Origin of the sequence: Psychrobacillus lasiicapitis (assembly GCF_006861795.1) — a bacterium.
Lineage (GTDB): Bacteria > Bacillota > Bacilli > Bacillales_A > Planococcaceae > Psychrobacillus > Psychrobacillus lasiicapitis.
Map to the genome: position 1 here is coordinate 66,354 of NZ_VDGH01000006.1, position 26,814 is coordinate 93,167.

The window sequence follows — 26,814 nt, forward strand, 5'->3', positions numbered from 1 at the left end:
TTAAATAGGATGATGAGAGATGAATCTAGCAGAACTATTCATATGCAAGGCAATGCAACATCCGGACAAAATTGCTATATCAGCTGGACAAGAATACCGTACATACTCAGAACTTGTACAGTCGATGAAAAAGGTAGCTTATGGATTACAGCGTAATGGTTTAAAGCATGAAAATATTGTCATTTTATCAACGAATCGAATAGAATTTGTGGAGGTTTTTCTTGGAGCGATTTATGCAGGCTGTATTCCAATTCCACTAGATCCCAAATGGAGTGCAAATGAAGTAACCGCTATTTTAAAACAATGCATGCCGAAAATAATATTTGCTGAGTCTGCATTTGCAACGAATTTAAAGTCGCAACATAGTGACATGCAGCTTTTCACCTTTTCTGATAGAGAGACTGGTTCCTATGACAGCTGGCTATCGAGCTTAAAGCCGGAAGCTGAAATGGATAATACGAATGAATTATTATTTATAGGCTTTACGTCGGGTACAACAGGAATCCCAAAAGGGTATATGCGCACTCATTTATCATGGATCAAGAGCTTTTCGGCGACGAATGAAGCATTTGGATTCGACGAAATGGAGCATACTTTAGCGCCGGGTCCATTCGTCCAATCATTGTCTTTATTTGCTTTGATGCAGAGCTTGTATAGCGGTGGCACTTTTCATATTTTACCTAAATTTATTGCTGCGGAAGTTTTACGGCTCTGTAACCAGCATCCGAATGCGATTTTATTTGTCGTACCAACAATGATTGAATCGATGCTTGAGCAGGTTGCTCTGGGTCAGGTACATATCCAAGCATTGATATCGTCGGGAGCAAAGTGGTCCGAGGCATCGAAGAAAAAGGCGAAGGAAGTGTTTGGAGAAGCAAGGCTATACGAATTCTATGGTTCATCAGAAGCAAGTTATATTAGCTATTTGGATATAGACGAAGAAAACAAAGCCAACTCATTAGGAAAACCCTTTCCAGGCGTTCAAGTCTCTATTAGGGATGAATATTTTCGGGAAGTACCGACTGGAACGATTGGACAGCTCTGTATTCGAAGTGACATGATGTTTTTAGGATATCATCATTTGCCTGATGAGACGAAGGCAGCTTTTCAAGATGGTTGGCTCATGCTTGGAGACTATATGTCCAGGGATGAGAATGGCTATTTATATTTGGCGGGTCGTGCAAAGAATATGCTCATATCTGGTGGTCTTAATATTTATCCAGAAGAAGTAGAAGCGGTGTTACAGCAACATCATGCAATCGGGGAAGTAATGGTGCTCGGGATACCAGATGCATACTGGGGGGAGCGAGTGATAGCACTTATAAAATGGGACGGGTCAGATCGTCTAACAATAGAAGAAGTGAAAGCGTATTGTCGAGATTATTTAGCAAGCTATAAAGTTCCAAAGCAGCTGCTAACGGTGGATGATTTTATTTACACAAGTAGTGGGAAATTAGCCCGTCAGGCGATGAAAGACTATATGGAGAAGGTGATGGTATGACCGAAGCAGTGATTGTCCTGGCAAAACGCACCCCAATAGGAAAAATGGGGGGCATGTTAAGCACACTAGAACCGGAGAAATTATTAGCGCCACTTATCGAGCATATTGTCGCGAAAACGGATTTGCCAAAAGGTATCATTGATGATGTCATCATTGGCAACATCGTGGGACCAGGAGGGAATATTGCCAGAGTTTCAGCGCTAGAAGCAGGTCTTCCTGTCACTGTTCCGGGCATGACTGTTGACCGGCAATGTGGCTCTGGTTTAGAAGCAATCAATATAGCTGCTAGATTAATACAAAGCGGTGCAGGTAGTGTCTACTTAGCGGGTGGTGTGGAAAGCACGAGTCGAGCACCTTGGAAAATGGCTAAGCCTCAAAGCTTAATGGGAGTACCAGAATTATACACACGTGCTCGTTTCACACCGAGTAGCTACGGTGATCCAGATATGGGAATCGCAGCGGAGAACGTAGCAAAAAAATACACAATTACAAGAGAAGTCCAAGATCAATTTGCTTTGGAAAGTCATCGGAAAGCCATTCATTCTCAGCAAACTGGACGATTTGAGCAGGAGATTATGCCTCTTTATGTTAATGGAGAATGGATTACCAAAGATGAATGCCCAAGAGCTAACACAAGCATGGAAAAGCTTCAGAAATTGTCACCTGTATTTCAGGAAGATGGCACGGTCACTGCTGGAAATGCATGTCCGATCAATGACGGGGCTGCTCTTATTTTGATTATGTCTCGTGAAAAATGTGACGAGCTGAACCTTAAGCCGATTTTACGAGTAGTAGATGCGCAAGCGGCAGGGGTAGATCCAAATTATTTAGGAATTGGCCCTATACCAGCTGTGCAAAAAGTGTTAAAGCGTCAGCAACTAACGGTAGATGATATAGATATAGTGGAGTTTAATGAAGCCTTTGCCTCTCAAGTATTAGCCTCTTTAAAAGAACTTCATATTCCACTGAGAAAGGTAAACCGTGGGGGCGGTGCATTGGCGATTGGTCATCCGTACGGTGCGTCAGGTGCAATTTTAATAACAAGACTATGTGCTGAAATGTTGTACAAACCTTATAAAAAGGGGCTTGCCACACTGGGTATTGGTGGCGGAATAGGGCTTGCAACGCTTGTAGAGGCAGTTGAATGAATAAGGTCCAACAACAGCTTTATGTGACGTCGGAGTGGATTTCGCAGTACGCACAAAGTATAGAAGCTCCTTTACAGAAGATGAATGGTATCTTAATTGCCCCTTCCACCATGCCAATTATATTTTGGCAAGAATTCGATATTCCATGGCTTAAAGAGGTTAGAGCGCTGATACATGGTACGCAGCGTTTTTCATATATGGCACCAATTACTGCAGGCATGTTGCTGGATTGTGAATTATCGTTAACGAATGTAGAAGAAAAGGTAGGGAAACAAGGAATGCTTACTTTTTTAACCCATACGCTCGTTTGTAAATGCAACGGCGATCTAATAGTCACAGCAGAAACAATACTAATACAAGTAGGTGACCCGTATGAAAAAGCATATAACAGTTGAAGTAATTGCACAGTATGCAATTGCTTCGAAAGATACGTCAACCATTCACTTAGACGTAAATGCCGCACGTAAAGCTGGATTCAACCGTCCAATTGCACATGGCATGTATATCATGGGTCTAGCACAGTCATTGTATTTATCGGAGCATCCTGCACAATGGATTACAGCATATAAGATGAAATTTCAAAAGCCGCTTTTTGTGGGGACGGAAGCCATTTTTAATTTTGAGCGTGTGAAGAATCGTGTTGAATTGGCTGTTACTACGGGAACTGGCGATAAGATTGCAGCAGGATCTTTTTTAGTAAAGGAGTTGCAACGATGAAAAAAGTAGCGATTATTACGGGGTCAACAAGAGGAATTGGACGGAGTATAGCCTTGCACCTTGGACAATTAGATTATCAGGTTGTGGTGAATGGCACAAAACAGGATTTAGTAGACGAAGTTTTGCAAGATATCGAGCGAACTGGCGGAGTTGCGATGGGATTCGTTGCTAATATGGCCGTTCCAATTGCAGTTACTAAAATGGTTGATGCAGTGATGACTAAATTTGGCCGCATAGATGTGCTTATACATAATGCAGGTAACTTGCATGATCAAAAATGTTTAAGGATGACGGATGAAGAGTGGCAATCTGTATTAGATGTGCATTTGAACGGTGCTTTTTATAGCATTCGACGAGTACTTCCCTATATGAAAGAAAGTGGCGGTGACATAGTTTTAATGACCTCTACAGCCGGGTTAGGAGGCTCGATTGGACAAGTGAATTATAGTGCGGCCAAAGCAGGAATACTTGGTATGACATGGACGCTTGCAGTTGAACTAAAGCGCTATAACATTCGAGTGAATGCTATTTCACCAGCTGCTTTAACAGATATGACAAGACCTGTTATTGAACATATAAAAAACAAATATGCCAGTAAAAACGAGCCGTTTCCAGAGTTTTGGAAAGTAGGCGAGACGGATGACGTTGCCCGCTTTGTAGGGGGGCTACTCGCACAGCAAGATGCAGATTTAACTGGTGAAATATTTGGTGTTAACGGTCCGAAGGTGACCCGTTGGCAAAAACCTATTCCTATTTTTACTGAAAATAGTATTGATGCATTTTTCTCAACATGGCAAAGTCGAAAAGGAAGTGAATAGATGCTTACTTTCGATCATGTTCACTTTTATTATAAAAAAGGCCAGCCCGTTGTCGATGATGTGAGTTTTACGATTCAAGCGGGGGAGTTTGTGTCGATTGTCGGAGCAAATGGTAGTGGGAAATCCACAGTCGCAAAGCTTATAGACGGATTGCTTTTACCTAAGAAAGGAACCGTAAAGTTTCACCAATTAGATACGGCAAATCCTAATGATCTCATGAAAATTCATCAACAAATAGGTTTCGTCTTTCAAAATCCTGAGGACCAATTTATCACAACGACTGTCATGGATGAAGTGCTATTTGGCCTGCAAAATATTCGTGTTCCAAGGGAAGAAATGCAAGGGAGAATGGAAGCTTCATTGCGGGCTGTACATATGGAGGATTATTTAGATGCAATGCCGCACCAATTATCAGGTGGTCAAAAGCAGCGTGTGGCGATAGCAGCTATATTAGCAATGCGACCACAAATGATTATTTTTGATGAGGCGACTTCTATGCTTGATCCAGAAGGAAGAAAACAAGTGCTAGCTATTATGCAGGATTTACATCATCAAGGCATGACGATTGTACATATCACGCATCATATGGAGGAAGCGCTACGAGCAGAGCGTATTTTACTAATACACGAAGGACGCCTTCAATTTGATGGGGACCCATTGAGATTTTTTGAAACAGTAGCTGTTACAATCTATCAATTACAGCTACCTTTTGAAGTTCGCTTACATCAAACACTCCAGCTAGAAGGGCCAATAGCTGTCAATTGGAAAGAAGGGATTCGTTCACAATGGTCTATCAATTAAATAATGTGAGTGTGAAATATTCCAATCGAACGGCGGTAAAAAATATAAGTTGTACAATCGAAGAAGGTAAATGGATTTCGGTTATTGGCCAAACAGGTGCAGGAAAGTCGACGTTTGTTCAAGTGTTAAAAGGGTTGATTACTAATATTGATGGAGATTATTTAATCGATCAACGGCCTGTTAAAAGAGATGCTAAAGGGCAACTAATGGTTATCCCAGAAATCGGTTTTGTTTTTCAATATCCGGAGCACCAATTATTTGAAACGACCGTATTCAAAGAGCTTGTTTTTGCACCAAAGCAACAAGGCTGGTCTCATCAGCAAATTTCAAAGAGCATCTCAAACGTTTTGCCACTACTCGGTCTGGCAGAAGATATTTTACCATTAGCTCCTTTTCAATTAAGCGGTGGCCAAAAACGCAGAGTAGCAATTGCCTCTGTGTTAATGATGAATCCACAGCTTCTTATCGTGGATGAACCGACAGCTGGTCTTGATCCAGTAAGTAAAGCTGCATTACTACAATTACTGAAAAAATGGCAGCAGCAAGAAAGCCGCACGATTATATTCGTATCGCATCAAATGGATGATGTTGCAGAATACTCGGATGAAGTAATCGTATTTCATAAAGGTTGCCTAGTAAAACAGTTGGACACCCGTACATTATTTTTGGAACAATCTCATTTACTAGAGAAAATAGGAATGTCGCTACCAGAATCCATCCAGTTTTTAAGAATAGTAGAGGAGTTATCGGGAGAGAAGATTAAAATCTCCAGTTGTAGGGAGCAGGAAATTTTCGATAAGATTCTCCCAATTTGGAGGGCAAGGAGGCTTCTACATGTCTGAGAGCGTCTTGATAGGCCAGTATATCGGGACCAATTCCGTATTTCACCGACTCGATCCGAGGACAAAGATTGTAAGTATCTTTATCATCATGCTAAGCTTTCTTATGCTTGGGACTGTTACGAGTTATGTAATTGCCACTTTATTTGTCCTTGGTATTTTGATGATATCAAAAATACCATTTCCTATTTTTATGAGAGGGTTAAAGCCAATTTTATTTATCTTGTTTTTTACTTTTATCTACAATATCCTGCTCACAAAAGGTACTGTCATTTGGTCTTGGTCATTTATTGAAGTGACTATGGAAGGAATACAAAATGGAGTGCGTTTCGTCTGGCGAATTATTTTACTCGTGCTACTAGCTTCTATTTTAACGTTAACGACAAAACCATTAGAGTTAGCAAGTGGCCTTGAAAAGCTATTGGCACCGCTCTCCAAACTTCATGTGCCGGTCGAACAGTTTTCTTTAATGATTGTAATTGCAATTCGTTTTATACCGACAATTTTACAGGAACTAGAACGGATTATCCTCGCACAAAAAGCAAGAGGTCATGATATTAGTAATTTACCGTTTGTAAAGCGAATGCTTGCTTATGTTCCAATTCTAGTTCCTTTGCTGTTCACTACTGTACAGCGTGCGGAGCAGTTAACTTACGCAATTGATGCGCGTGCTTATGGTAAGGGAAAGGGAAGAACTGCGTATAAGTTATTGCAATTTCAGCAAGTAGATTACGTAGTAGGAATGGTCGCTGTTTTATTTGTAATTACAGTGTTGGTCATCAAAATAGGAGGAATGTAAATGAAAGTATATGGAGCTATCGTGGACGATGAAACGCGCTGTACGCATTATCATACCGAAAAAGATATTATTGCCATAAAGTTTAAGTGTTGTAACCGCTATTATCCTTGTTATAAATGTCACGAGGAAGAAGCCGATCATAAAATCGAACGTTGGCCAAAGGAGCAGTTTGACGAACTGGCTATTCTATGTGGGAGCTGTCAGACGGAGTTAACGATTCATCAATATATGCAGACGGATAGCTGTCCGGGATGTCAGGCAACTTTTAACGAGCGCTGTAGTGCCCATTATCCGATTTATTTTGAATGATGCTAATAGATAAAATCCCAAGATATAATGCATCTTGGGATTTTTGTGCATGCGTAATAAATCTAAAATACACATAAAACTAAAGCAACTGTTCCAATTATATGATTAATAATGGTCAACTGGATGGAGCGCATATGTTCACCCTTTTTTAATCGATATGCTACTTGGCAGGCACCATATACAAGCCATATAGTAGTATAAACAACAATATGGAAGGTTCCATAATTACTCTCCCAATACGAGAAACCCACTAAAATCGTAACAATTGCTAAATAGTTTAATAAATGATGTGTCCAGTTCAACGACCATTCACGATATTTAATAATAGGAAATTTCCGTTTAAACCACAATGTCATCGAAAAGGGAGCGAAAAACAATAGAAGTATTCCAATGATTTTTCCCCAAGCAGCATTGGGATTTTTAAAGAATTCCCTTGAAAAATCAAGCCAATTATCAGAAGGAATGTAGAATAGTTCATCTGTTTTCATATCAAGAAAAAACGAACTACTTAGTTCTTTTAATCGACGTTCTGATCCATCATCGTACATTATGAGAATATCCATCGCTGAAAAATCGTTGCCATACCAACTATTATAATAATCGTCTTTAGAACGGAGGATCATGTCTTGTAGAAAAGACTGGAACTGTTCAAGCATCTTCGGATCATTCACAACCCCAACATGTAAATAAAGAGGGGACCATTTTTCAAAAAATGTATGCTCATCCCTATTCCCATTTGTAAAATAATATACCTTATTAATTGTTTGGTTTTCGCTAGATGAAGTAACTGGTGTATTAGATTCCAAAGTCACTAAGTAAAAAGTTAACAAACAAATAGCTATGATAGAGGCAGTCCCGATAATAGAAACCACCCAATTCCTGATTGGCCTTGTTGTTGCGTCAGTAATGGCTTGGATAGATGTGTTTTGTTCTGTATCTGTTTGTTTTAGCTTTCGCATTTGCTCGAAAAGCTTTTCTTCATTCATCATGCACACCTCCCATTTCTTTACGTAAAGCCTGGATTGCTCGTTTTAGTGTGTTTTTGACTTTTTCTTCATTCCAACTAAGTATTTCCGCCGTTTCTTTTATAGATAACTCCTCAATTTTTCTCCATATAATGACTTCTCGGTAGGAAGGTTTTAACTTTCCTAAAGCAATATATAACCCGCGAACTTCCTCCAATTCGAAAAATGGGTGCTCAACTAATTTTTCATGGATTGGTATAAAAGGAATAAATTCAAATAGACGCTTTCTTCGCAAATAGTCAAATGCAATGTTTCTTGCTGTTTTACGAAGCCAAGCTTGAATTTCAACTGGTGTTCTATGTACATCTCCTGTCCTGACAAAACGAATAAAAACTTCCTGTGTCAAATCTTCCGCTACTTGTCTATGCTGCACTAAATAGGTCATATACCTAAATATGGACGGACTAAATTGCTTATATATATTTGCTATTTCATAATCATTCAAAAACGGCACCTCCTTACTACTTAATACGAACGAATAGCTAAAAGGGGTCAAAAATGAGCTATTTATTGTTTTTTACAAAGAAAAGAGTGCCCCAATCTGTCTAGTGGGACACTCTTTTGTTGGCTATTAATATTAAACGAATAAGGAAAGTATCACAGCGGTACTAAATGCAACAAGTGCTTTCATTATCGTAATTGCGAAAATATCTCCATATGCTTGACGATGAGTAAGACCACAAATTACGAGAATAGTGATCGTTGCACCACTGTGTGGCAAGGAATCTAAGCCACCAGCCGACATGGAAGCGATTCTATGAAGATATTCCGGATCGATCCCCATCGAGTTAGCTAAGTCCAGATAGTGTTGCCCCATTACTTCAAGAGCAATCGACATCCCGCCCGAGGAGGAACCAACCACACCAGCTAGCACGTTGACAGCAATAGATTCAGATATCAACGGATGAGAAGAAACTCCTGTAATTGCATTCCTAACTACTTCAAAACCAGGTAATGTTTTGACAACATTTCCAAAACCTACTTCGGAGGCTACATTAAATACAGCCAATAATGAACCACTTGCTGCTATAGTGAGCCCGGAGGAAAGCTTGGAAGCGGTAAATGATTTTATATTGATGAGTAACGCAGCAATAATCCCTACAACAAGTGCAACAATAAGTGCCCATGTAGAACTCAAACTGCTTAAGTTTTGAATATTAAAAGTTTCTTGCAATAATTCAGGAGCATACCAGTGACTAACTGCTAAACTAGTTTTCGTAAATACAAAGTTAAGAATGACAACAACTGCTAAAGGAATAATTGCTAGCCAAAAATTTATCACTTTTTCATCTGGATTGATAACTGGCTCGTTAGTATGACCTTCTCCATAACCTTCTCCAGCTAGATTTGCTTTTTTTACTCTTCTGGATAACCAAAGATAGCCTAACAAGAAAATGACTGACCCTGCTACAAGTCCAGTTATTGGCGCAGCATAAGCATCCGTTCCAAAATAGTTTGTCGGAATAATATTTTGGATTTGAGGTGTACCTGGAAAAGCATCCATTGTATATGTACAACCACCCAAAACAATTACTGCAGGGATAAATCTCTTCGGTATGCCCGCCTCGCGAAAAACTGCTGCGGCAAATGGATATACTGCAAAAACTACAACGAATAGGGAAACTCCACCATAAGTCAAAATAGAACATGCGAGTATAGTTGCCAGAAGGGCTCTCTTAATCCCAAAGATGTTCATAATTTGCTTCGCAATTGCAGTAGTAGCACCGTTTAATTCCATCAGCTTTCCGAATACTGCTCCTAAAATAAATATAGGGAACCATGTTTTAATATAGTTTGATAAATTAGGCATGTAAACTTCTGTATAACTAGGCAATAATGCTGCTCCAGATAGAGCTACTGCTAGTAATGTCACAAGGGGAGCAATAACTATAACTGGAAAACCACGGTAAGCTAAAAACATAAGTAATCCTAATGAGATGAGAATAGCAAAAACTTCGATAAACATGGGCCGCACCGTCCTTTTCATGTAGCTAGCTGGAAAGAGCGGGTTTATTCCCGCCCATTCCTACATTTTATTTCTTTCAATTGAATGCTTTTTGCTCATCGCTCACTAAGTTAAATTCTTTTATATTTTCAGCAAAAACAGGCAGCTCTTTTGTTTCTTCTGATTTTTTTACAAGAGCGCAAACTAAATCGTTATAAGGAGTATGGACATTTTTCTCTCTTCCTTTTTTGGACACATGCCCATTGATAAAATCGATTTCCGTTTTAAGACCCTTCTCTAAATCTTGCAGCATACTAGCTTTAAGGTTTGCATGAGGTCCCCACACTTCTTCATAAAATGCCATTTTTTCAGGGATGTCTTCCTGCTTTTCCAACTCTAAAAACTCAAAGTCTTTCCCTTGCATTTCTACTAGCTGAACATTATTTGCATGGGCAACCTTAATCGTTTCATCGGCGATATTTGCTAAGCTTCTCATAGCGTCATGGTTATTTAAAACTTCTCCAAATGTGCATCCTAATGCAGCAGACATTCCACTAAAGGTGGCATTCATTAAAAGCTTCGACCATTTCATCCCATTAATATTAGTAACGATTTCACAATAACCAACTGTTTCTAAAATATCTTTAATCGTTTTTAATCTTTCGGTGATATCTCCAGTAAGTTCGCCAACATCAAAAGCATATTTTTTCACTACTTCTAGTTCTGTTGTAAGCTCCGATGCCCCCGGCCCAATCCAAGTGGCGCCAAAGCCCACTACACCACCAATCGTTCTTTCCTTTCCAACAATAGCCGCAACATTTTCTTCTGGTATACCATTTTGTAACGTACACACCACACTATCATCATGTAAAAACGGAAGAATGTTCTCCAAAGAGTCTTTTGTGTAAACTTGCTTTGTCAGTAAGAATATCAAATCATATTTTTCAGTTAAGTGGTTTGGGTGAATCGCTTTTACAGGAATGATTTCTTCTAAAAAGCCTGTAATTTTTGCTCCGTTTTGATTTAATTTATCTACATTTTGTTGATTGATATCTATTAAATCAACATCATATCCTCCTTTCGTAATCAGTGCACCGATAATTGTTCCAAGTGAACCTACTCCTAATACGCCTATTTTCATCAAAGTCACCCCTTTATTAAGCTTTTGGATAGTCGTAAAATTTTTCTTGCTTCATCTGGTGTGGCAACCTCTCTACCTAGAATGCCCGCCAACTCTACTATTCTCTTTACAAATTGAGCATTTGTAGTAGCTAACTCTCCCTTTCGGTAGTACACACTATCTTCCATTCCAACTCGAACATGACCGCCTAAAAGTATACTCATCGTATTGATCGTTAGTTGTTCCTTACTAGCCCCTATTGCTGACCATGTGGAACCTTTAGGGAGGCTATCCATTAAAAACATTAGGTTTTTAGGGGTTGCTGCCATCCCACCATGAACACCTAATACAAATTGAAAATGGAACGGTTCTTCCAATAACCCTTTTTTAGCAATTCGTAAAGCATTATCTATCATTCCTACATCGAAAATTTCAATTTCCGGTTTTATCTGACGTTCCTTTGTAACCGTTGCCAATTCTTCTAAAAAGGAAGGTGTATTATGAAAAACCTCTTGACCAAAGTTCATAGTTCCTGCATCAAATGTAGCCATTTCAGGGTTTAACTCGCAAACTCTTAATCTTGCTTCTTCATTATTCACTAATCCTCCAGCAGTTGTGAGGTTTAAAATAATATCACATTTCTCCTGCACTCGATCAATTACTTCTCTATACGTATCTAAATCAAGGGTATTATCTCCGTTATGATCCCTAACATGAATATGAGCGATAGCTGCGCCTTCTTTCCAGGATTCATAAACTGAATCTGCAATTTCTTTTGGCGATAATGGCACGTATGGTGTATGTTCCTTCGTAGTTTGTGATCCTGTTGGTGCTACTGTAATGATTAATTTTTCCATTCTTTACCCCTCGCATTCTATATAATTGGTTATTCGCTTAATATAATGCAATTTGCATGCCAACTATAAAAAGTGCAATGGGAAAGGCTTTCTTTTCTCATTTAAAACAGAGTGATGAAATAATTCATCGTTTTTAAATTAAAATTATAACTATAAGCCACGAATTGAGAAGTATTGGCGATTAAAAAAGGAATCAGTTTTGATTCCTTTTTTAATCACTTATATGTATACCTAATTTCTTTGCCTTTTTTACAACGGATGATTGACTAATTTTTAAAGCTACAGCTGCTTTTCTAGTACTGCCATAATCTTTTAATGCCTTTTCTATTACCTTTCTTTCTACTTTTTCGACAATCTCTTTCAGACTAAGTTCCTCGGAGGGGGTATTAGTACTTTCTGGCTCCAGATTTAATATGTTTCTGGATAACTCCGCATTGATTGTTTTATGTTTTTCTGAGGTTATAACTAAGCGCTCTACTACGTTTTGTAACTCTCTTATGTTTCCTGGCCATGTATAAGTTTTAAAAACCTCATTTACTTCGCGATCAAATACTATTTGTTTTCCATACTTCATGTTATAAAAGTCTACATAATGCTTCGCTAATAATTCAATATCTGAAATTCGATTTCGAAGGGGAGGGATACGAATAGGAAATACATTTAATCTGTAATATAAATCTTCTCTGAATTTCCCCGTTTTTACTAGTTCATATAAATCACAATTGGTTGCAGCGAGAATTCGAACATCGAATTTAACTGGTTTCGTTCCGCCAACACGGGTAACCTCTTTTTCTTGAATAATTCTTAAAAGCTTTGATTGTAATTCAAGGGGCATCTCTCCAATTTCATCTAAAAGCAATGTACCCTTATCCGCCAGTTCGAACATACCGATTTTTCCTTTGCTAGATGCTCCGGTGAAGGAGCCGGCCTCGTATCCAAACAATTCTGCTTCAAGCAGGTTGGCGGGGATTGCTGCACAATTGACTTTTATAAAAGGCTTGTCATGTCTATCGCTATTTATATAGATTTCATTTCCTATTACTTCCTTGCCTACTCCTGTTTCTCCCATGATAAGAACAGTTACATCCAAATTGGCCACTTGATGAACCATTTGAATAATCGGTTGAATTTCATCGCTTTTTCCTATTAATTTATTCGTTATTTGCAAGTTCCTTAGGTGTTCGACTTCATTTTGTGATGCAATCAGTTTCTTTTGTATATCCAATAGGTCTGACATGTCGCGGTTAATAACGACGACCTTTTTTAAATTTCCATCATGATCTAAAATAGGGGAACCAGATAGCAATACTTTTACACCTGTACGAATTTCCGCCATCGCATTAATTGGTTTTTTGGTTTTAATAATGTCAGGTGTGATTGCATTTTTGTATAAACCTTCCTTCATAAGATCGCTTACATATTTGCCTAGGACAAGGTCTGGTGACAATCCAGTTATTCTGCTATAAGACTTATTGACATATAAAGTCTTTCCATTTTCATCAGCGAGATAAATTCCATCATATAATTCGTCACAAATTTTTTTATAATCGACAGATTCCACATGCTCTTCCAATTATTCATAAGCTCCTTTTAAACCCGATTCCATTTCATTCTAATCTAGAATCAAGTAGCCAATTTTAACTGCTTGTCTAAAACTTTTCTATATTTTCAGTATAATAGACATTAAGTTTACCAGCTACTACTCTATGAAGCGTAAATAAGTAGAAACAGCAAAAAACCTCCTGATTATCTAGCAAATAGCTAAACAATCAGGAGGTTTTATAAAGTGAAACTTCAATCAGTGGGGGGTTCCGACGTACAGGACGTGCTAGTGGGGACGTTGCGACATGGACGTCGCGCTTCTAGTCCCCGTCATCCCCCACTGATTGTTAGTTGTGTCCCACACGATGTGGGTCACACAGACGTTGCAAACGCTCTTTTATTTTGCGACGAGCTTTGCGCAGGAGCAACACGACGTTGCGTACTTAGTCTGGGATCATTTCATCGGGTTTTACGGGCAGTTGATCTCCCGCTTATCTTTTCGCTTTTTTAAAATCTTGAAGTGAGAGTCTTACTGCCCGTTAATGCGGGATAAAGTGAAACTTCAATCAGTGGGGGGGGCCGACGTACAGGACGTGCTAGTGGGGACGTTGCGACATGGACGTCGCGCTTCTAGTCCCCGTCATCCCGATTGTTAGTTGAACCAATCGGGCTTTTACGGGCAGTTGATCTCCCACTTATCTTTTCGCTTTTTTAAAATTTTGAAGTGAGAGTCTTACTGCCCGTTAATGCGGGATAAAAAGTGACTACTTTTGTTATTTAGCTCTCACAAATAATACTTTCAAATAATTTCCCTCTTTAAAGAGGGGAGAAGTTTTAAAGTCACTTGGAAGAGAAAATTCTTCCTCAATCGTGTATTTACGATTACTGTCTTTAAAAGCTTTTTCTACAAAGGTTTTGAATTTTTTCATGCCAAACGTTGCGTTGTTTGTAGAGGCTACGATGACGCCGTTCTTTTCAGTAATAGCAATAGCATCTTTTAGTAAGCTGGTGTAATCCTTAGAAGAGCTAAATGTGTATTTCTTCGAACGTGCAAAGCTTGGTGGATCTAGGATCACCACATCAAAAGCTAATTCCTTTCGTTTGGCATATTTAAAGTAATCGAACACATCCATTACGATAATATCTTGTTGCTCCGCATCGATTCCATTTACTTCAAATTGTTCAGTTGTTTTACTTAGGCTTCGTTTTGCTAGATCTACGCTGGTCGTTTTCGTTGCACCACCTGCAGCAGCGAAAACAGAAAAAGCACCTGTATAAGAAAATGTATTAAGCACTGTTTTTCCTTTTGAATAGGCGTCACGAATCTTTTTACGAACGTCACGTTGATCCAAAAACACACCAACCATAGCCCCGTCGTTCAAGTAGATGGCAAAGTTTTGCCCACTTTCCTTCACGATTAGCGGAAACTCTCCACGTTCCCCTTTAACAAAGTCATCGTCTTCCAAATACTGACCTTTTGTATCGAAGCGTTTTTTCTCATAAATTCCTTTATAACTCACACAAGCTTCTAGTCCAGCTAAAATCATTTCTTTAAACGAATAAATTCCTTCACTGTACCAGCTGATTAAGTAAAAACCGTCAAAATAATCAATTGTTAGACCGCCAATCCCATCGCCTTCTCCGTTAAAAACACGAAAAGCAGTCGTCTCGCTACTATCGAAATAATCGGTACGATTTTTAATAGCAGCTGCAATTTTCTTCTGGAAAAACTGCGTATCGATTGGTTCGTTTTCATTATTCGTTAAAAGCCAGCCCATTCCTTTATTTTGCTTCCCTACATAACCTTTACCAATAAACTTGCCAGCAGGATTGCGTAATTTTAAGATTGTTCCTTCAGGTAAAGAGTCTGTCTCGTGGAAACCCTCTTTCAATAAAATAGGAACTCCTTTTTGTAATTCCTGTGCTAGTGCATCCTTTATTTTTATATCTATTTCTTTATGCATAATTGTCATCCTCAACGTTTGTTTTTCTTTTATTATCACATATCGGGAGGTTTTAAAAAAGAAATGCGTTGAATTGGACAAGTTAGCTTGGGGAGAGATGCTCCATACCCAGTATATTTTACTGAAAGATAGTTAACCAGATAGTTGAATATGTATCGTTAGTCGGTTATATTTAACTACATGGTTAATCAAAATGTAGAAAATTTAAATGAAGTTTTCCATGCTCTAGCAAATGACACGAGAAGAGATATGATTTCTATGATGGCAACGCAAGAAAGGACGATTTCTGAACTGGCGGAACCATTTGACATATCCTTGGCTGCGATCTCAAAGCATATAAAAGTTTTGGAAAGGGCAAATTTAGTCGAGCGGATAATAAACGGAAGAACGCATATATGTCGCTTAAATACTGAATCATTATCTCAAGCAACCGAATGGCTTCATTTTTACGAGAAGTTTTGGAGCAAACACTTTGATCTTCTTGAAATTGAGTTAATGAAGGAGAAAAGGAAAGAACAATAAATAAAAAAAGGAGCAATAACATGAACAATTTATCGACAACGACTTTAACAATGAAAAGAGTATTCGACGTAGCACCAGAGCGAGTTTTTGACGCATGGTTGAACCCTGAGATGATGAGAAAATGGTTCTTCACATTGGAGGGGACGAACAAGGTCGCTCAAAACAACCCTCAAGTAGGGGGTACTTGGGAAATCGTCGATCATCGAGGTGGAAAAGATTATCGAGCGATTGGAGAATACCTTGAAGTAGATCCTCCTCAAAAATTAGTGTTTACGTTTAAAATGCCTCAATTCAGTGAATTAGAAGATACGATTACAGTAGAACTAAAAGAACTTTCACAAGGGTGCGAAATGACATTTACACAAAAAATTTATGTTGCTCATGAAGAAAATTGGACAGAATCTGATATTGAGAAAGCATTAGGAGAATATCATGATGGGTCGGAACATGGTTGGAATTTAATGTTTATGGGGCTGAAAGAATTACTTGAAACAGGAAAAGTTAGTTATACAGGCCAATAACAAAGTGAACAAATAGCTGCATTTTCTGACTGGAAAATGCGGCTATTGTTCAAGAATAAGAAAGGATAATTAAAAGATAGGGAAATACATACTTTTTACGTGCTTAAAAACCCTTGTACTTGGGAAGATAGAAAAATATAGTTGCCTCGAAGACCTTCGAAAACGTAACATACTAGATTTTGTACTTATAAGGCACTTGCAATTTTCTTATTTAGAATATTGCAAAGAAGCCTTGTTGGGTATACTTTCTCTGCTCTTATTAGAACTGTTTATGGTACAATATACTATACATATGTACGAGGAAGGAAGTTCGTTGTGAAAAAGTCGAAAGTAGTTATTCCGATAATGATCGTGGTAGCAGTACTCGCTACATGGATTCTGAAGGATCATACGGACGTACCAATTCTCCATAAGATTCTTATTACAATAGGTGCATGTATCTTATCAGGAGGGCTTGGTTACCTATTACTAGGATCAGATGTTCAAAAAGTTGAGCCGAAACCATATCAACAACATACAAACAAAAAGGGAAGCAGAAAGTAATCTGTTTTCCTTTTTTCTTAAATAGACAGGAGGTATAAGGATGCTCGACAATGCACGCCGATTATTACAAACCTATTTTGGATACGATTCCTTTCGAGAAGGACAGGAAACGATTATAAAAAATGTGCTAAACAGTCATTCAAGTCTTTGTGTAATGCCTACAGGAGGAGGAAAGTCGCTTTGTTATCAAATCCCCTCTTTAATGTTAGATGGAACTACAATTGTTATTTCCCCACTCATTTCCCTTATGAAAGATCAAGTAGATACATTAGTGCAAGCAGGCATCTCAGCCACGTTTATCAATAGTACATTAACCGCAGAAGAAGTAAGAGAAACAATGGAAGAAGTGCAAAACGGACAATATCGTTTACTTTATATTGCGCCTGAACGATTAGAATCTCAAAGCTTTTTAAATCAATTAAAGCGTGTCCAAGTTCCATTAATCGCAGTCGATGAAGCGCATTGTATCTCTCAATGGGGACATGATTTTAGACCAAGCTACCGTGCTATCCACAGACTTAAAGATATATTTGAAGTAGAACCTACTGTACTTGCATTAACAGCAACAGCTACTCCAGAAGTGCGTGCGGATATATGTAGATTGCTTCAAATTAAAGAAGATAGCACCGTGATCACGGGATTTGCACGTACAAATCTCACTTTTTCTGTCGTACTTGGACAAGACAAAAATAAGTTTCTAAAAGATTTTATTAAAAAGAATGCGCAAGAAGTAGGGATTATATATGCAGCGACACGAAAAACGGTGGATCAGCTATATGATTTATTAAATAAAGCTGGTGTACGCACTGCAAAATACCACGCAGGACTTCCAGAAGCATTTCGCAATAAAGAACAGGAACGTTTTCTAACGGATGAAGCGCAAGTAATGGTAGCGACAAACGCTTTCGGGATGGGTATTGATAAATCGAACGTAAGATACGTGATTCATTATCAGCTTCCTAAAAATATGGAAAGCTATTATCAAGAAGCGGGAAGAGCTGGACGAGACGGCCTACCAAGTGAATGTGTAGTGTTGTATGCATCTCAAGACGTACAAACCCAACGCTTTTTAATCGATCAGGCTTTGGACCGTGAACGTATTCCTGGGGAGCTTGAGAAGTTACAAGGAATGGTCGACTACTGTCACACAGAAAATTGTTTACAGCAGTTTATCGTCACCTATTTCGGAGAACCAGATGCGAAAGAATGCGGTAGATGTGCGAATTGCACAGATGAAAGGGAAGTTCAAGACGTCACAAAAGAAGTACAGATGGTATTATCCTGTGTTGTTCGAATGGGTCAGAAGTTCGGAAAAACGATTACTGCACAGGTTTTAACCGGCTCACAAAATAAAAAAGTGGTCGAATTTGGTTTTACGAAGCTGTCTACTTATGGAATATTAAAGAATCAATCATTAAAAGAAGTGTCGGGATTAATGGAGTTTATGATTTCAGAAGGAATCCTATTAGTAAATCACGGGAGTTTACCGACGATATACGTTTCAGATAAAGGAAAAGAGGTATTACTGGGGAAAAGACAAGTAATGCGTAAAGGAGTCGCAGTAACGAAACAAATTGCGAAAAGTGATCCGTTGTTTGAAGGATTAAGGGTACTTCGGAAAAAACTTGCGGACGAAGCAGGTGTACCACCATTTGTTATTTTTTCTGACAAAACACTACAAGATATGTGTGTAAAGCGTCCGCAAACCGAAGAACAATTTTTAGAGGTGCACGGTGTTGGTGCAAATAAAAGAGATAAATACGGAAAAGCTTTCCTTGAAGAAATTAACCGTTATACCACTGTATAGTTTTTATGGGATACGACAGTTAAGTTAGAAGGAACATTGATCTTTTTCGCATCTTCTGTAGATATTTCGACAATAACTGAGTGTTCTAGAATCTTGAAAATAGTACCTTGTACTTCGTGGTCGTTACGAGAAAAAGAGATCTTCTCATCAATTTTCCGTGCTGCTACGAAGTCCGAAACTTCTTTTGGTTGTCTTTGGAAACTCATGTATCTGCCTCTATTCTAGTTTTTTTACGCAAATTGCGATACTTCTATTATAACATAAATAAACTATTAAAATGCGTGATAGAGATTATTAGAGCTAAATACAAATATTTCCGTTTAAGATTAAACATTTGTTGATAGAAAAAAGTCATGCGAACAATTTGTGCGATTTTCTAGTTTCACTATAAATGAGCTTTGTAATTTTAATTTTGCAGAGATTATTGGATATGATAAGGTTAAGAGATTGCTTTTGGGAGGAGTACGCATGAATATTATCCCGCATTAACGGGCAGTATGGCTCCCACTTCAAGATGTAAGAAAAGCGAAAAGATAAGTGGGAGATCAACTGCTGGCATGCGCCCGATGAAATGATCCCAGACTAAGTACGCAACGTCGTGTTGCTCCTGCGCAAAGCTCGTCGCAAAATAAAAGAGCGTTTGCAACGTCTGTGTGACCCACATCGTGTGGGACACAACTAACAATCAGTAGGGGATGACGGGGACTAAAAGCGCGACGTCCATGTCGCAACGTCCCCACTAGCACGTCCTGTGCGTCGAAAAACCCCCACTGATTGAAGTTTCACTTTATCGAAACGCCATACTTATTCGATGAAAAAGAGAAGTTTATGTCGAAAGTAGTTCAATTTGACAGCCATCAAGTGTTGAATATTCAGTTGCGAAAAGGAGAAGAAATAAAAGAGCATGATGCAAAAGAAGATGTTTTAATAGTTGTAAGAAAAGGGAAGGTATTATTTACAGTAAAAGGCGTAGAACAACTAGTAACGACGGGGCATATCCTTCATATAAATCCTCTAGAAATTCATGCATTAAAAGCAGTAGAGGATGCAGACGTAATCGTTATTAAAATTGGAAACTAAGAGGAGATTATGCATAGTGCATTTTAACGAACTAAGATTAGATGAAAAGATTTTACGGGCAATCGAACAACTAGGTTATACAGAGCCGACTGAAGTACAACAGAAAGTTATTCCTGTTGCACTAAAGAAACAAGATATTTTGGTGAAATCAAAAACGGGTAGCGGAAAAACAGCAGCGTTTGCAACACCACTATGTGAACTAGTTGAGTGGGAAGAAAACAAACCACAAGCATTAGTGCTGACACCAACAAGGGAACTAGCTGTTCAAGTACAAGAAGACATAACAAACATTGGACGTTATAAGCGTATTAAAGGGCTCGCCTTATATGGTAAATCCCCATTTGCTAAACAAAAGCTTGCATTAAAGCAAAAAACCCATATCGTTGTGGGTACACCAGGAAGAGTTCTTGACCATATTGAAAAAGGGACGCTAGATGTATCGAAAATCGAATATCTAGTCATTGATGAAGCAGATGAAATGTTGAACATGGGATTTTTAGAACAAGTTACATCAATCATTAAATTACTTCCTACAAAACGCACAACGATGTTATTTTCAGCCACTTTATCTAGTGAAATCAAAAAGTTAAGTAGTAAATATATGAATCAACCCGTTTCGATTGAAATCGATGTTGCCGAAGAAAATGCTCCGAATATTGAGCACGTGAAGTATGTAGTGCAGGAGGAACTCAAACTTTCATTTCTAGAAAAACTAACAATTATTGAAAATCCCGACAGTTGCATCATCTTTTGCCGTACAAAGGAACGAGTGGAACAACTTGTAGATATATTAGATGAAAAAGGGTACACTGCCGATAAAATTCATGGTGGCATGATGCAAGAAGATCGTTTTGAAGTAATGGATGACTTCCGAACAGGGGATTTCCGTTATTTAATCGCAACTGATGTAGCAGCGCGAGGTATTGATATTGAAAATATTACGCATGTCGTTCACTATGATGTTCCCCTAGAGCAAGAAAGCTATGTACATCGTACTGGTAGAACAGGACGGGCTGGCCGTAGTGGAAAATCGATCATGCTGGCTACACCGCATGAAGATAAATTTGTAAAAGAAATTGAAGAATTTATCGGCTTTGAAATTCCGACAGGTCCCGCATTGTCAACAGAAGAAGTGGCAAAAAATCGAGCTGCATTTGATGTGAAAATGCAAGAACAGCCAGAATTGAAAAAATCGAAAAGTGAACAATTAAATGCTAATATCACTAAATTATATTTCAATGGCGGAAAGAAGAAAAAGCTTCGTGCAGTAGATTTCGTTGGAACAATCGCCAAAATTAATGGCGTGTCTGCAGATGATATCGGGATTATCACAATTCAAGACAATGTCACTTACGTAGAAATCCTAAATGGCAAAGGTCCACTAGTTCTAAAAACGATGCGAAACACAACAATAAAAGGCAAACAACTAAAAGTGCATATTGCACATAAATAGAGGCGAGTACCACATAACAAGTATCGAACGCCATATAAACGAGCTTGGGGCTATCTAAACCCCAAGCTCGTTTTCAATAAATGTTCGGTAGGATGACAATATACCATCTGGTAAATTATTTGCTTCAAAAAACTGAAGACTAAGCGATTCAGTTCCGTCCGGAGAAAGTTCTCCCTTATATTCTTTTGTTTTATAAACTGTAGTGACGGCGTAAAAAGTGTCTCCGTTAGGGTTTTCAATATAATAATCAGGACCTGAATATACATGACATAGTGATAACTCTCCGATATGTAATCCTGTTTCCTCAAAAACTTCCCGACGAGCGGTATCTTCTAAGCTTTCTCCAAGCTCCATTAATCCTCCCGGCAAGCCATAAACGCCAGGTTCTCTTTCTTGCAATAGTACTTCCTCATTACTATTCAAAATCAGTACGACCGATCCTGGAAGTATTAACGGACGATGGCCAACAAATTTTCGAAGTTCCTTATAGTATTCCATTCCCTTCTCCTTTCCAATGCGAGGTTCTATTATTAGTTTACAGAAAAAAATGGTAAGATACATAATAATGTGAAACCTCCGTGACAGGGATTCGTATATGCTAATAATGAGTAAAGTAAGGATGTGAGCGTCGGTGACAAATAAACGTTGGTTTCAAATAGGTGTGGCAATACTGCTGACATTATTAATCATTTTTCTATTTATGAAAGTACAAAGTATTCTTTCTCCACTAGTCATTATTGGACAAACAATTTTTATGCCATTATTGATAGGAGGCGTTTTGTTTTATTTAACAAGACCACTTTTAAAATGGTTGGAGTCTATAAAGTTTCCGAGATGGGCTAGTATACTGTCTGTATTTGTTGTAATTGGATTAGTTGGATGGGGTTTTTATGGATTAGTTGGTCCCCCATTAACTAAACAAGTAAATGCGCTTGTCGAAAGTACACCGGAAATTATTTCAGAAGTTCAGCAGTTTTCGAAGTTCTTAACGGAAGACCAAGAGCGTTTTCCAGAATTTCTCCAAAAGACAATAACTGAAGTATCGGGTAGAGTTGATACGATAGCCGTTGGTGCCGGATCCTTATTGATCAAGTTTATCCAAAATGTATTCCAAGGAGTTTTCTTATTCGTTCTTGTACCATTTTTCCTTGTGTATATGTTGAAGGATCATGAAAAATTTGCTCCTTTTATAGCTAGTTTCTTTAAAGGGGATAAGAAAACGTGGATACGTAAAACATTAGCTGATATTGACGATGTATTACGTTCCTATATTCAAGGCCAACTATTTGTCAGCTTTTTAGTTGGTGTTATGCTATTCATTGGTTATTACGCGATTGGTCTTCGATATGCGCTCTTGCTTGGCGTATTTGGAATGATGATGAATGTTATTCCATTTTTGGGACCTTATATTGCGCTTGTGCCAGCACTTGTTATTGCATTCATACAAGAGCCAAAGATGGCGATTTATGTAGCAATTATTATGCTTGTTTCCCAGCAAATAGAAAGTAATCTTATTACGCCAAATGTAATGGGGAAATCATTAGATATTCATCCTTTGACCGTCATTACGATTATTTTAGCAGCGGGTAATATTGCGGGACTTTGGGGAATTATTTTAGGGGTTCCTACTTATGCGGTCATCAAAGCGATACTAAAAAATATTTATGCACACCGAGTAGAAATTAAAGAAGCGGCTACGGAGTCTGTGTAAATGGATAATAACCTGTCGTTTACATCAAAAAGGGATAAAGCTTTTTTTAGAATGATCGTGGTGGCAATTGTGGTTGTGGCATTAGTAACACTTGTGCCGGCAATATATGAATTATTTTTTTCGAAAGAAAGAGATATGCTCGCCGTTATTATAACTACTATCCTATTTTTATTATGCGCTGGTTTTATTGTTTGGATTTCTTTTGATATTGAATATACTTTTACAGAAAAACACTTGTTTGTACGCGGGGGTCCTTTTCGTAGCAAAATCCCGTATGAAGATATAACTAAAGTAAATCCAACGACGAATATCCTTGTTGGATACAGAGTTCTTTCTTCCATGGATGCGTTAGAAATTCATTATAAAAAAGCGTTATTGGGAAGTGTGATTATATCACCTAAAAGGCAAGAGGAATTTTTTCAGGTTTTAGTAGAAAAAGCACCACATATTCATTTGATGAAATGAGGGTTTTAGCTAATGGAAAAAGAAAATTTCAATAAACCAAGTAATGATTTAATCGGCGATATTCTTAGGAATTATGAAAAAACGGGCGGTATGGATAATTTAAAAGGGCAAGGAAAGCCCTTACCAGATGAGTATTTTTCGGGAGACATATTTCAGCATTTCCAAAAAATAGCGAAAGATGCTGGTTATAAACCTCATTGGTTAAAGCTACAGCATGCGATTCGTGATGAATTAAAAGATATAGCCCAAAAGTATGTTGATGGGCAAAAGGATGGTTTACAATTCCGTGTAACAAAAGTGAATGAAAAAATAATAGAATACAACAAATCCTGTCCACCTCCTATGCAAAAAGGTGTCGTTCGATTGGAAACAATCGATGTATCTAGTCAAATGTGGTAAATAATTAGAGTTCTCATTTCATTGAGAGCTCTATTTTTTATATCTAAGGAAATTACAAGTTTTATGGCTTGTCAATATGTATAGGGAAACTGAGCGGTAGATTGTCCTATTAGGAGATCACTATGATTTTCGCTTCAGGCGGACGCTGTCCGCCGGCATGGCTTCAATCTCCTCGTCGCTAACGCTCCTGCGGGGCTTTCAGCTCATGCTATTCCGGCAGGAGTCACCGCCTTCCGCTTCAATCATTATGGATGGGCTGCTAACTTGGTCTCTGCAGTTATCAAAGTTATAAATTTATCAAGTTTACCACTCCATAATAATTAAACCAAATTAGAAAAGTCTATCACCAAATAAGTAGCTCGTTTATTAGGATAAAGCTCGGCTCGTCTTTTTCAAGTTATTGGTATCACATCTTCTCTTGTTCCATAATGTTTCATATTTCTCTAATAGCTAGTGACATGAAGGAAGTAGCTTGCTTTATTGGATTGAAGGGGAAGGGCGGCGCCTCCAGCGGGATGAGTGAGACAGATAAGCCATTACATCGTACGCGTAGCGTCGGTGGTGGCTTATCGCTCACCCCGCGGAAAGCGTCCGCCCTGAAGCGGAAATCCCAGCGGATTCATTCAATTCACTACCGCGCAGTTTCCCTATACTGTGTGACCTACCACTATTAATATTTCCATATATAGGTAGATATAGATGCTTTCCCTTTTGTTATTGACGGAAAGCTGCATTTTTATTATGATAAATTTTAGTTAACTAAACTAATTGGGTGGTTAACTCTTTGGGGAAAAGGGGAAAATAATATGAGAAATAACCGTTTAAAAATGATGATTGTGGCTGCATTGTTTGCTGCAATAATATCTGTTGCAGCTCAAATAATTATTAATATACCGCCAGTTCCATTTACGTTAATGACAATTGCGGTTATGTTGACGGCAACTATTTTAGGGGCAAAATATGGTACACTCGCTGTCGCAGTATACGTGTTGATGGGGGTTATTGGCATTCCTGTTTTTGCGGGGATGAAAGGTGGATTTGGAGTTGTTTTGGGTCCAACCGGTGGCTATATTATGGCCATTATTCCTGCTGCTTTATTCGTCGGTTGGTATTTAGGAAGTTTTGGGCATACGAAAGTACAAGCGATTATAGCGAATATGATTGCCGTATTAATAATCTTAACGCTTGGCACCGTTTGGTTAAAATTAGCTGCAGATTTGCCTTGGAATGGAGCAATTAAAGGTGGAATGCTTCCGTTTATTTTACCAGATTTAGCAAAAGCAATTGTGGCTGCTATTATTGGGATCCTAATAAGAAAACGCTTAGTAGCGGCTAAATTAATATAAGAAACTTGCCTGAGGGGGTTCAGGCAAGTTTTATGTTTTTAGGGGTATCGTTCTTCGCTTAATGAACGATTTTTTGTGTGGTGGTGGAAAGCTTCATCTTGCACTTGTATGTTTAGTTCTTCCACTGGAATGGGATCTACTGTTTGCATATCTTCGTGCATATCAAAAAGACTTTCTTTTGTTGTTCGTACGCCATCTGGATTATCAAGAAAGCGTCCTTGTGCATCATGTCGGATTTTATCCTTCATTTTTTACAAGGTTTAAAAGCATGTGACTAAGAGCGTGTTGTTGCTCTTTGTCTCCACTTTTCCAAAGTTGTTGTAAAAGATGTTCTTCGCGATTTCGTGGTTCTTCATGGTTTGCAAGATAACCAGCTACCTTTTCAGTAGCTTTAGCTAATACTTCCTCGCTTAATCCCATTTTTTCACCAGCTGCTACTTTACCTGCTAAATAAGATTTAAAGTTAGTAAAGTTTTTAAGAATCTCTTCTTTTTCTTCCGAGTTGATACTATTTAACTTTGCATCCAGACGGTCATCAATGTTCATCGCCATTCACATACACTCCCTTCTTTTAGAATCCTTCATAGTTTTGTCCAAAGAAGGGGCAATCATGCATATTTATTTTAGGAATAAAGTGGACAAAAACCGCATTTTTGCAAACCTGGAATATCTTTAGAGAAACAGCAGGTTGTACGAACCGGACTATTGATTAATTGAGCTGGTCTTTTTCCTTTCAAATAGTGAGATAAAAATGATTTAGAAGTAAAGGCAGTCCAAATAGCTTCATCTTGCATAAGAATCCAATCTTGCTTCGCTTGATCTGCAATAGCTCCGTTGTCAAAAAAAGTGTAATAATGCCAAAGTAAATAGCCAAAGACATTTTCCCATAATGTTAATGGGGAGACACTACACGCCGAGCGCAATTGTTGAATAATGGGATAGCATTGTTGCTCCCAAATAAGTTGAACGTCTTCTGCACGATTTTTTCTCGTCTCGCGAAAATGTTCTTCCCTTATATAGGTGCTGATTGTTTTATTTCCATACTCGGTTGTTGAAAAAAACATTAAACTCTCTAATGGTCCATCCCAAATTTCATCATACATCGTCATCATATAAAACTGCATCGAGATGAACATACCAACCCTTCGCATGAAAAAAGACGCTGCAATTGGATCAGTCGGAGCACCAGAGATTAGCTTAATCATGGAGATTGAAATATCCACATTTTTAGCATGGAAAAGGGGAGTTCCAGAAGGCACTAAATACACGCTATAATTATTCAATTGTCTGATTTGATCATTCGATAAAGTAGTCATATACATATTATACAGAATTTTATCAAAACTGTTGACTTTTTAAATGAAAATGATTATCATTACCATATAGAGAAATCCTCTTAGATGTGAGGACTCTTTCCAGCGACTTTTCTCCAAAAATGTGGCTGACTTTCGCACACTTAACCCCCCTCAAAGTTAAGACAGTGCTATATACGTATCGGTAACCAAAACTGGTTACCGATTTTTTATGTTTCAGGAAATAAAAATGGATATTTTAAGAAATGGTTGCTTTCCGAATAGAATTG

31 protein-coding genes are annotated in these 26,814 nt (G+C 38.3%); 19 read left to right on the top strand and 12 right to left on the bottom strand.

The features are described 5' to 3' along the window. The first annotated feature begins 19 nt into the window (after window positions 1–19). The 9 genes from FG382_RS11085 to FG382_RS11125 are packed head-to-tail and all read left to right on the top strand — an operon-like array spanning window position 20 to window position 6,932. Complete coding sequence (locus FG382_RS11085) at window positions 20–1,501, top strand: AMP-binding protein (RefSeq protein WP_142538950.1); 1,482 nt, start codon at window positions 20–22, stop codon at window positions 1,499–1,501. Beyond that, entirely contained in the window at window positions 1,498–2,649 is a 1,152-nt protein-coding gene (locus FG382_RS11090) for a thiolase family protein (RefSeq protein WP_142538951.1), read from the top strand. The genes FG382_RS11085 and FG382_RS11090 overlap by 4 nt, the downstream gene beginning before the upstream one ends. Beyond that, window positions 2,646–3,044: an FAS1-like dehydratase domain-containing protein gene (locus tag FG382_RS11095; protein WP_142538952.1), complete on the top strand. Its 399-nt coding sequence runs from the start codon at window positions 2,646–2,648 to the stop codon at window positions 3,042–3,044. Before FG382_RS11090 ends, FG382_RS11095 begins: the two co-directional genes overlap by 4 nt. Further along, complete coding sequence (locus FG382_RS11100; protein WP_142538953.1) at window positions 3,022–3,366, top strand: MaoC family dehydratase; 345 nt, start codon at window positions 3,022–3,024, stop codon at window positions 3,364–3,366. The genes FG382_RS11095 and FG382_RS11100 overlap by 23 nt, the downstream gene beginning before the upstream one ends. Beyond that, window positions 3,363–4,184, top strand: a complete 822-nt coding sequence (locus FG382_RS11105; RefSeq protein WP_142538954.1) for an SDR family NAD(P)-dependent oxidoreductase — start codon at window positions 3,363–3,365, stop codon at window positions 4,182–4,184. Before FG382_RS11100 ends, FG382_RS11105 begins: the two co-directional genes overlap by 4 nt. Next, complete coding sequence (locus FG382_RS11110; RefSeq protein WP_142538955.1) at window positions 4,185–4,985, top strand: energy-coupling factor transporter ATPase; 801 nt, start codon at window positions 4,185–4,187, stop codon at window positions 4,983–4,985. It begins immediately after the preceding gene. Further along, window positions 4,970–5,827: an ATP-binding cassette domain-containing protein gene (locus FG382_RS11115; RefSeq protein WP_142538956.1), complete on the top strand. Its 858-nt coding sequence runs from the start codon at window positions 4,970–4,972 to the stop codon at window positions 5,825–5,827. Before FG382_RS11110 ends, FG382_RS11115 begins: the two co-directional genes overlap by 16 nt. After that, window positions 5,820–6,623, top strand: a complete 804-nt coding sequence (locus FG382_RS11120) for an energy-coupling factor transporter transmembrane component T family protein (protein ID WP_142538957.1) — start codon at window positions 5,820–5,822, stop codon at window positions 6,621–6,623. The genes FG382_RS11115 and FG382_RS11120 overlap by 8 nt, the downstream gene beginning before the upstream one ends. Then, the gene (locus FG382_RS11125) at window positions 6,624–6,932 is read left to right on the top strand and encodes a CHY zinc finger protein (protein WP_142538958.1); all 309 of its coding nucleotides are present in this window, start codon (window positions 6,624–6,626) and stop codon (window positions 6,930–6,932) included. 62 nt (window positions 6,933–6,994) lie between these two features. Here the strand turns inward: FG382_RS11125 and FG382_RS11130 are convergent, their stop codons facing one another. The 7 genes from FG382_RS11130 to FG382_RS11160 all read right to left on the bottom strand — a co-directional run bounded on the left by FG382_RS11130 (window position 6,995) and on the right by FG382_RS11160 (window position 15,385). Beyond that, window positions 6,995–7,918 carry a hypothetical protein gene (locus tag FG382_RS11130; protein ID WP_142538959.1) on the bottom strand — a complete coding sequence of 308 codons (924 nt, stop codon included), beginning with the start codon at window positions 7,916–7,918 and terminating at the stop codon, window positions 6,995–6,997. Then, window positions 7,911–8,402: an RNA polymerase sigma factor gene (locus tag FG382_RS11135; RefSeq protein ID WP_142538960.1), complete on the bottom strand. Its 492-nt coding sequence runs from the start codon at window positions 8,400–8,402 to the stop codon at window positions 7,911–7,913. Before FG382_RS11135 ends, FG382_RS11130 begins: the two co-directional genes overlap by 8 nt. A 132-nt stretch (window positions 8,403–8,534) precedes the next feature. Beyond that, window positions 8,535–9,923: a GntP family permease gene (locus FG382_RS11140; RefSeq protein ID WP_142538961.1), complete on the bottom strand. Its 1,389-nt coding sequence runs from the start codon at window positions 9,921–9,923 to the stop codon at window positions 8,535–8,537. Window positions 9,924–9,999: 76 nt separating this feature from the next. Continuing rightward, the gene (locus FG382_RS11145; RefSeq protein WP_142538962.1) at window positions 10,000–11,043 is read right to left on the bottom strand and encodes a ketopantoate reductase family protein; all 1,044 of its coding nucleotides are present in this window, start codon (window positions 11,041–11,043) and stop codon (window positions 10,000–10,002) included. A gap of 5 nt (window positions 11,044–11,048) precedes the next feature. After that, window positions 11,049–11,879, bottom strand: coding sequence for a beta-keto acid cleavage family enzyme (locus FG382_RS11150; protein ID WP_142538963.1), 831 nt, complete (start codon window positions 11,877–11,879; stop codon window positions 11,049–11,051). A gap of 211 nt (window positions 11,880–12,090) precedes the next feature. Beyond that, the gene (locus tag FG382_RS11155; RefSeq protein WP_142538964.1) at window positions 12,091–13,452 is read right to left on the bottom strand and encodes a sigma-54 interaction domain-containing protein; all 1,362 of its coding nucleotides are present in this window, start codon (window positions 13,450–13,452) and stop codon (window positions 12,091–12,093) included. A 742-nt stretch (window positions 13,453–14,194) separates the two neighbouring features. Continuing rightward, window positions 14,195–15,385 (bottom strand): class I SAM-dependent rRNA methyltransferase, encoded by a 1,191-nt coding sequence (locus FG382_RS11160; RefSeq protein WP_142538965.1) that lies wholly within the window; start codon window positions 15,383–15,385, stop codon window positions 14,195–14,197. A gap of 180 nt (window positions 15,386–15,565) precedes the next feature. On the opposite strand from FG382_RS11160, the gene FG382_RS11165 reads away from it, so the two are divergent. The 4 genes from FG382_RS11165 to recQ all read left to right on the top strand — a co-directional run bounded on the left by FG382_RS11165 (window position 15,566) and on the right by recQ (window position 18,778). Then, complete coding sequence (locus tag FG382_RS11165) at window positions 15,566–15,907, top strand: ArsR/SmtB family transcription factor (protein ID WP_142538966.1); 342 nt, start codon at window positions 15,566–15,568, stop codon at window positions 15,905–15,907. A gap of 20 nt (window positions 15,908–15,927) precedes the next feature. Further along, window positions 15,928–16,428 (top strand): SRPBCC family protein, encoded by a 501-nt coding sequence (locus FG382_RS11170; protein ID WP_142538967.1) that lies wholly within the window; start codon window positions 15,928–15,930, stop codon window positions 16,426–16,428. A gap of 315 nt (window positions 16,429–16,743) precedes the next feature. Then, entirely contained in the window at window positions 16,744–16,971 is a 228-nt protein-coding gene (locus FG382_RS11175) for a hypothetical protein (RefSeq protein ID WP_142538968.1), read from the top strand. Between the two features lie 40 nt (window positions 16,972–17,011). Continuing rightward, window positions 17,012–18,778, top strand: coding sequence for a DNA helicase RecQ (gene recQ / locus FG382_RS11180; protein ID WP_142538969.1), 1,767 nt, complete (start codon window positions 17,012–17,014; stop codon window positions 18,776–18,778). On the opposite strand, the gene FG382_RS11185 is transcribed toward recQ, so the two are convergent. Then, complete coding sequence (locus FG382_RS11185; protein ID WP_142538970.1) at window positions 18,763–18,984, bottom strand: DUF2187 family protein; 222 nt, start codon at window positions 18,982–18,984, stop codon at window positions 18,763–18,765. The two genes, recQ and FG382_RS11185, sit on opposite strands and share 16 nt — an antisense overlap. Before the next feature lie 568 nt (window positions 18,985–19,552). On the opposite strand from FG382_RS11185, the gene FG382_RS11190 reads away from it, so the two are divergent. Together FG382_RS11190 and FG382_RS11195 are read left to right on the top strand one after the other, a co-directional pair. Continuing rightward, entirely contained in the window at window positions 19,553–19,858 is a 306-nt protein-coding gene (locus FG382_RS11190; protein ID WP_244950532.1) for an AraC family ligand binding domain-containing protein, read from the top strand. 13 nt (window positions 19,859–19,871) lie between these two features. Then, window positions 19,872–21,311: a DEAD/DEAH box helicase gene (locus tag FG382_RS11195; RefSeq protein ID WP_142539168.1), complete on the top strand. Its 1,440-nt coding sequence runs from the start codon at window positions 19,872–19,874 to the stop codon at window positions 21,309–21,311. Window positions 21,312–21,365: 54 nt separating this feature from the next. Here the strand turns inward: FG382_RS11195 and FG382_RS11200 are convergent, their stop codons facing one another. After that, the gene (locus FG382_RS11200) at window positions 21,366–21,809 is read right to left on the bottom strand and encodes an NUDIX hydrolase (protein ID WP_142538972.1); all 444 of its coding nucleotides are present in this window, start codon (window positions 21,807–21,809) and stop codon (window positions 21,366–21,368) included. 133 nt (window positions 21,810–21,942) lie between these two features. Here FG382_RS11200 and FG382_RS11205 point away from each other — a divergent pair, with 133 nt between their 5' ends. The 4 genes from FG382_RS11205 (at window position 21,943) to FG382_RS11220 (ending at window position 25,232) form a co-directional block, all read left to right on the top strand. Beyond that, window positions 21,943–23,022, top strand: a complete 1,080-nt coding sequence (locus FG382_RS11205; RefSeq protein WP_142538973.1) for an AI-2E family transporter — start codon at window positions 21,943–21,945, stop codon at window positions 23,020–23,022. Continuing rightward, the gene (locus tag FG382_RS11210; protein ID WP_229677388.1) at window positions 23,023–23,487 is read left to right on the top strand and encodes a PH domain-containing protein; all 465 of its coding nucleotides are present in this window, start codon (window positions 23,023–23,025) and stop codon (window positions 23,485–23,487) included. A 12-nt stretch (window positions 23,488–23,499) separates the two neighbouring features. Continuing rightward, the gene (locus FG382_RS11215) at window positions 23,500–23,886 is read left to right on the top strand and encodes a DnaJ family domain-containing protein (RefSeq protein ID WP_142538974.1); all 387 of its coding nucleotides are present in this window, start codon (window positions 23,500–23,502) and stop codon (window positions 23,884–23,886) included. An 806-nt stretch (window positions 23,887–24,692) separates the two neighbouring features. After that, window positions 24,693–25,232 carry a biotin transporter BioY gene (locus tag FG382_RS11220; RefSeq protein WP_142538975.1) on the top strand — a complete coding sequence of 180 codons (540 nt, stop codon included), beginning with the start codon at window positions 24,693–24,695 and terminating at the stop codon, window positions 25,230–25,232. A gap of 38 nt (window positions 25,233–25,270) precedes the next feature. On the opposite strand, the gene FG382_RS11225 is transcribed toward FG382_RS11220, so the two are convergent. From FG382_RS11225 to FG382_RS11235, 3 genes are all read right to left on the bottom strand, one after another. Continuing rightward, complete coding sequence (locus FG382_RS11225) at window positions 25,271–25,480, bottom strand: hypothetical protein (RefSeq protein ID WP_142538976.1); 210 nt, start codon at window positions 25,478–25,480, stop codon at window positions 25,271–25,273. After that, a complete protein-coding gene (locus tag FG382_RS11230) occupies window positions 25,470–25,778 on the bottom strand; it encodes a DUF3243 domain-containing protein (RefSeq protein WP_373287616.1) in 309 nt (102 codons plus the stop codon). Before FG382_RS11230 ends, FG382_RS11225 begins: the two co-directional genes overlap by 11 nt. A 77-nt stretch (window positions 25,779–25,855) precedes the next feature. After that, entirely contained in the window at window positions 25,856–26,548 is a 693-nt protein-coding gene (locus FG382_RS11235; RefSeq protein ID WP_142538978.1) for a hypothetical protein, read from the bottom strand. Window positions 26,549–26,814 lie beyond the last annotated feature (266 nt).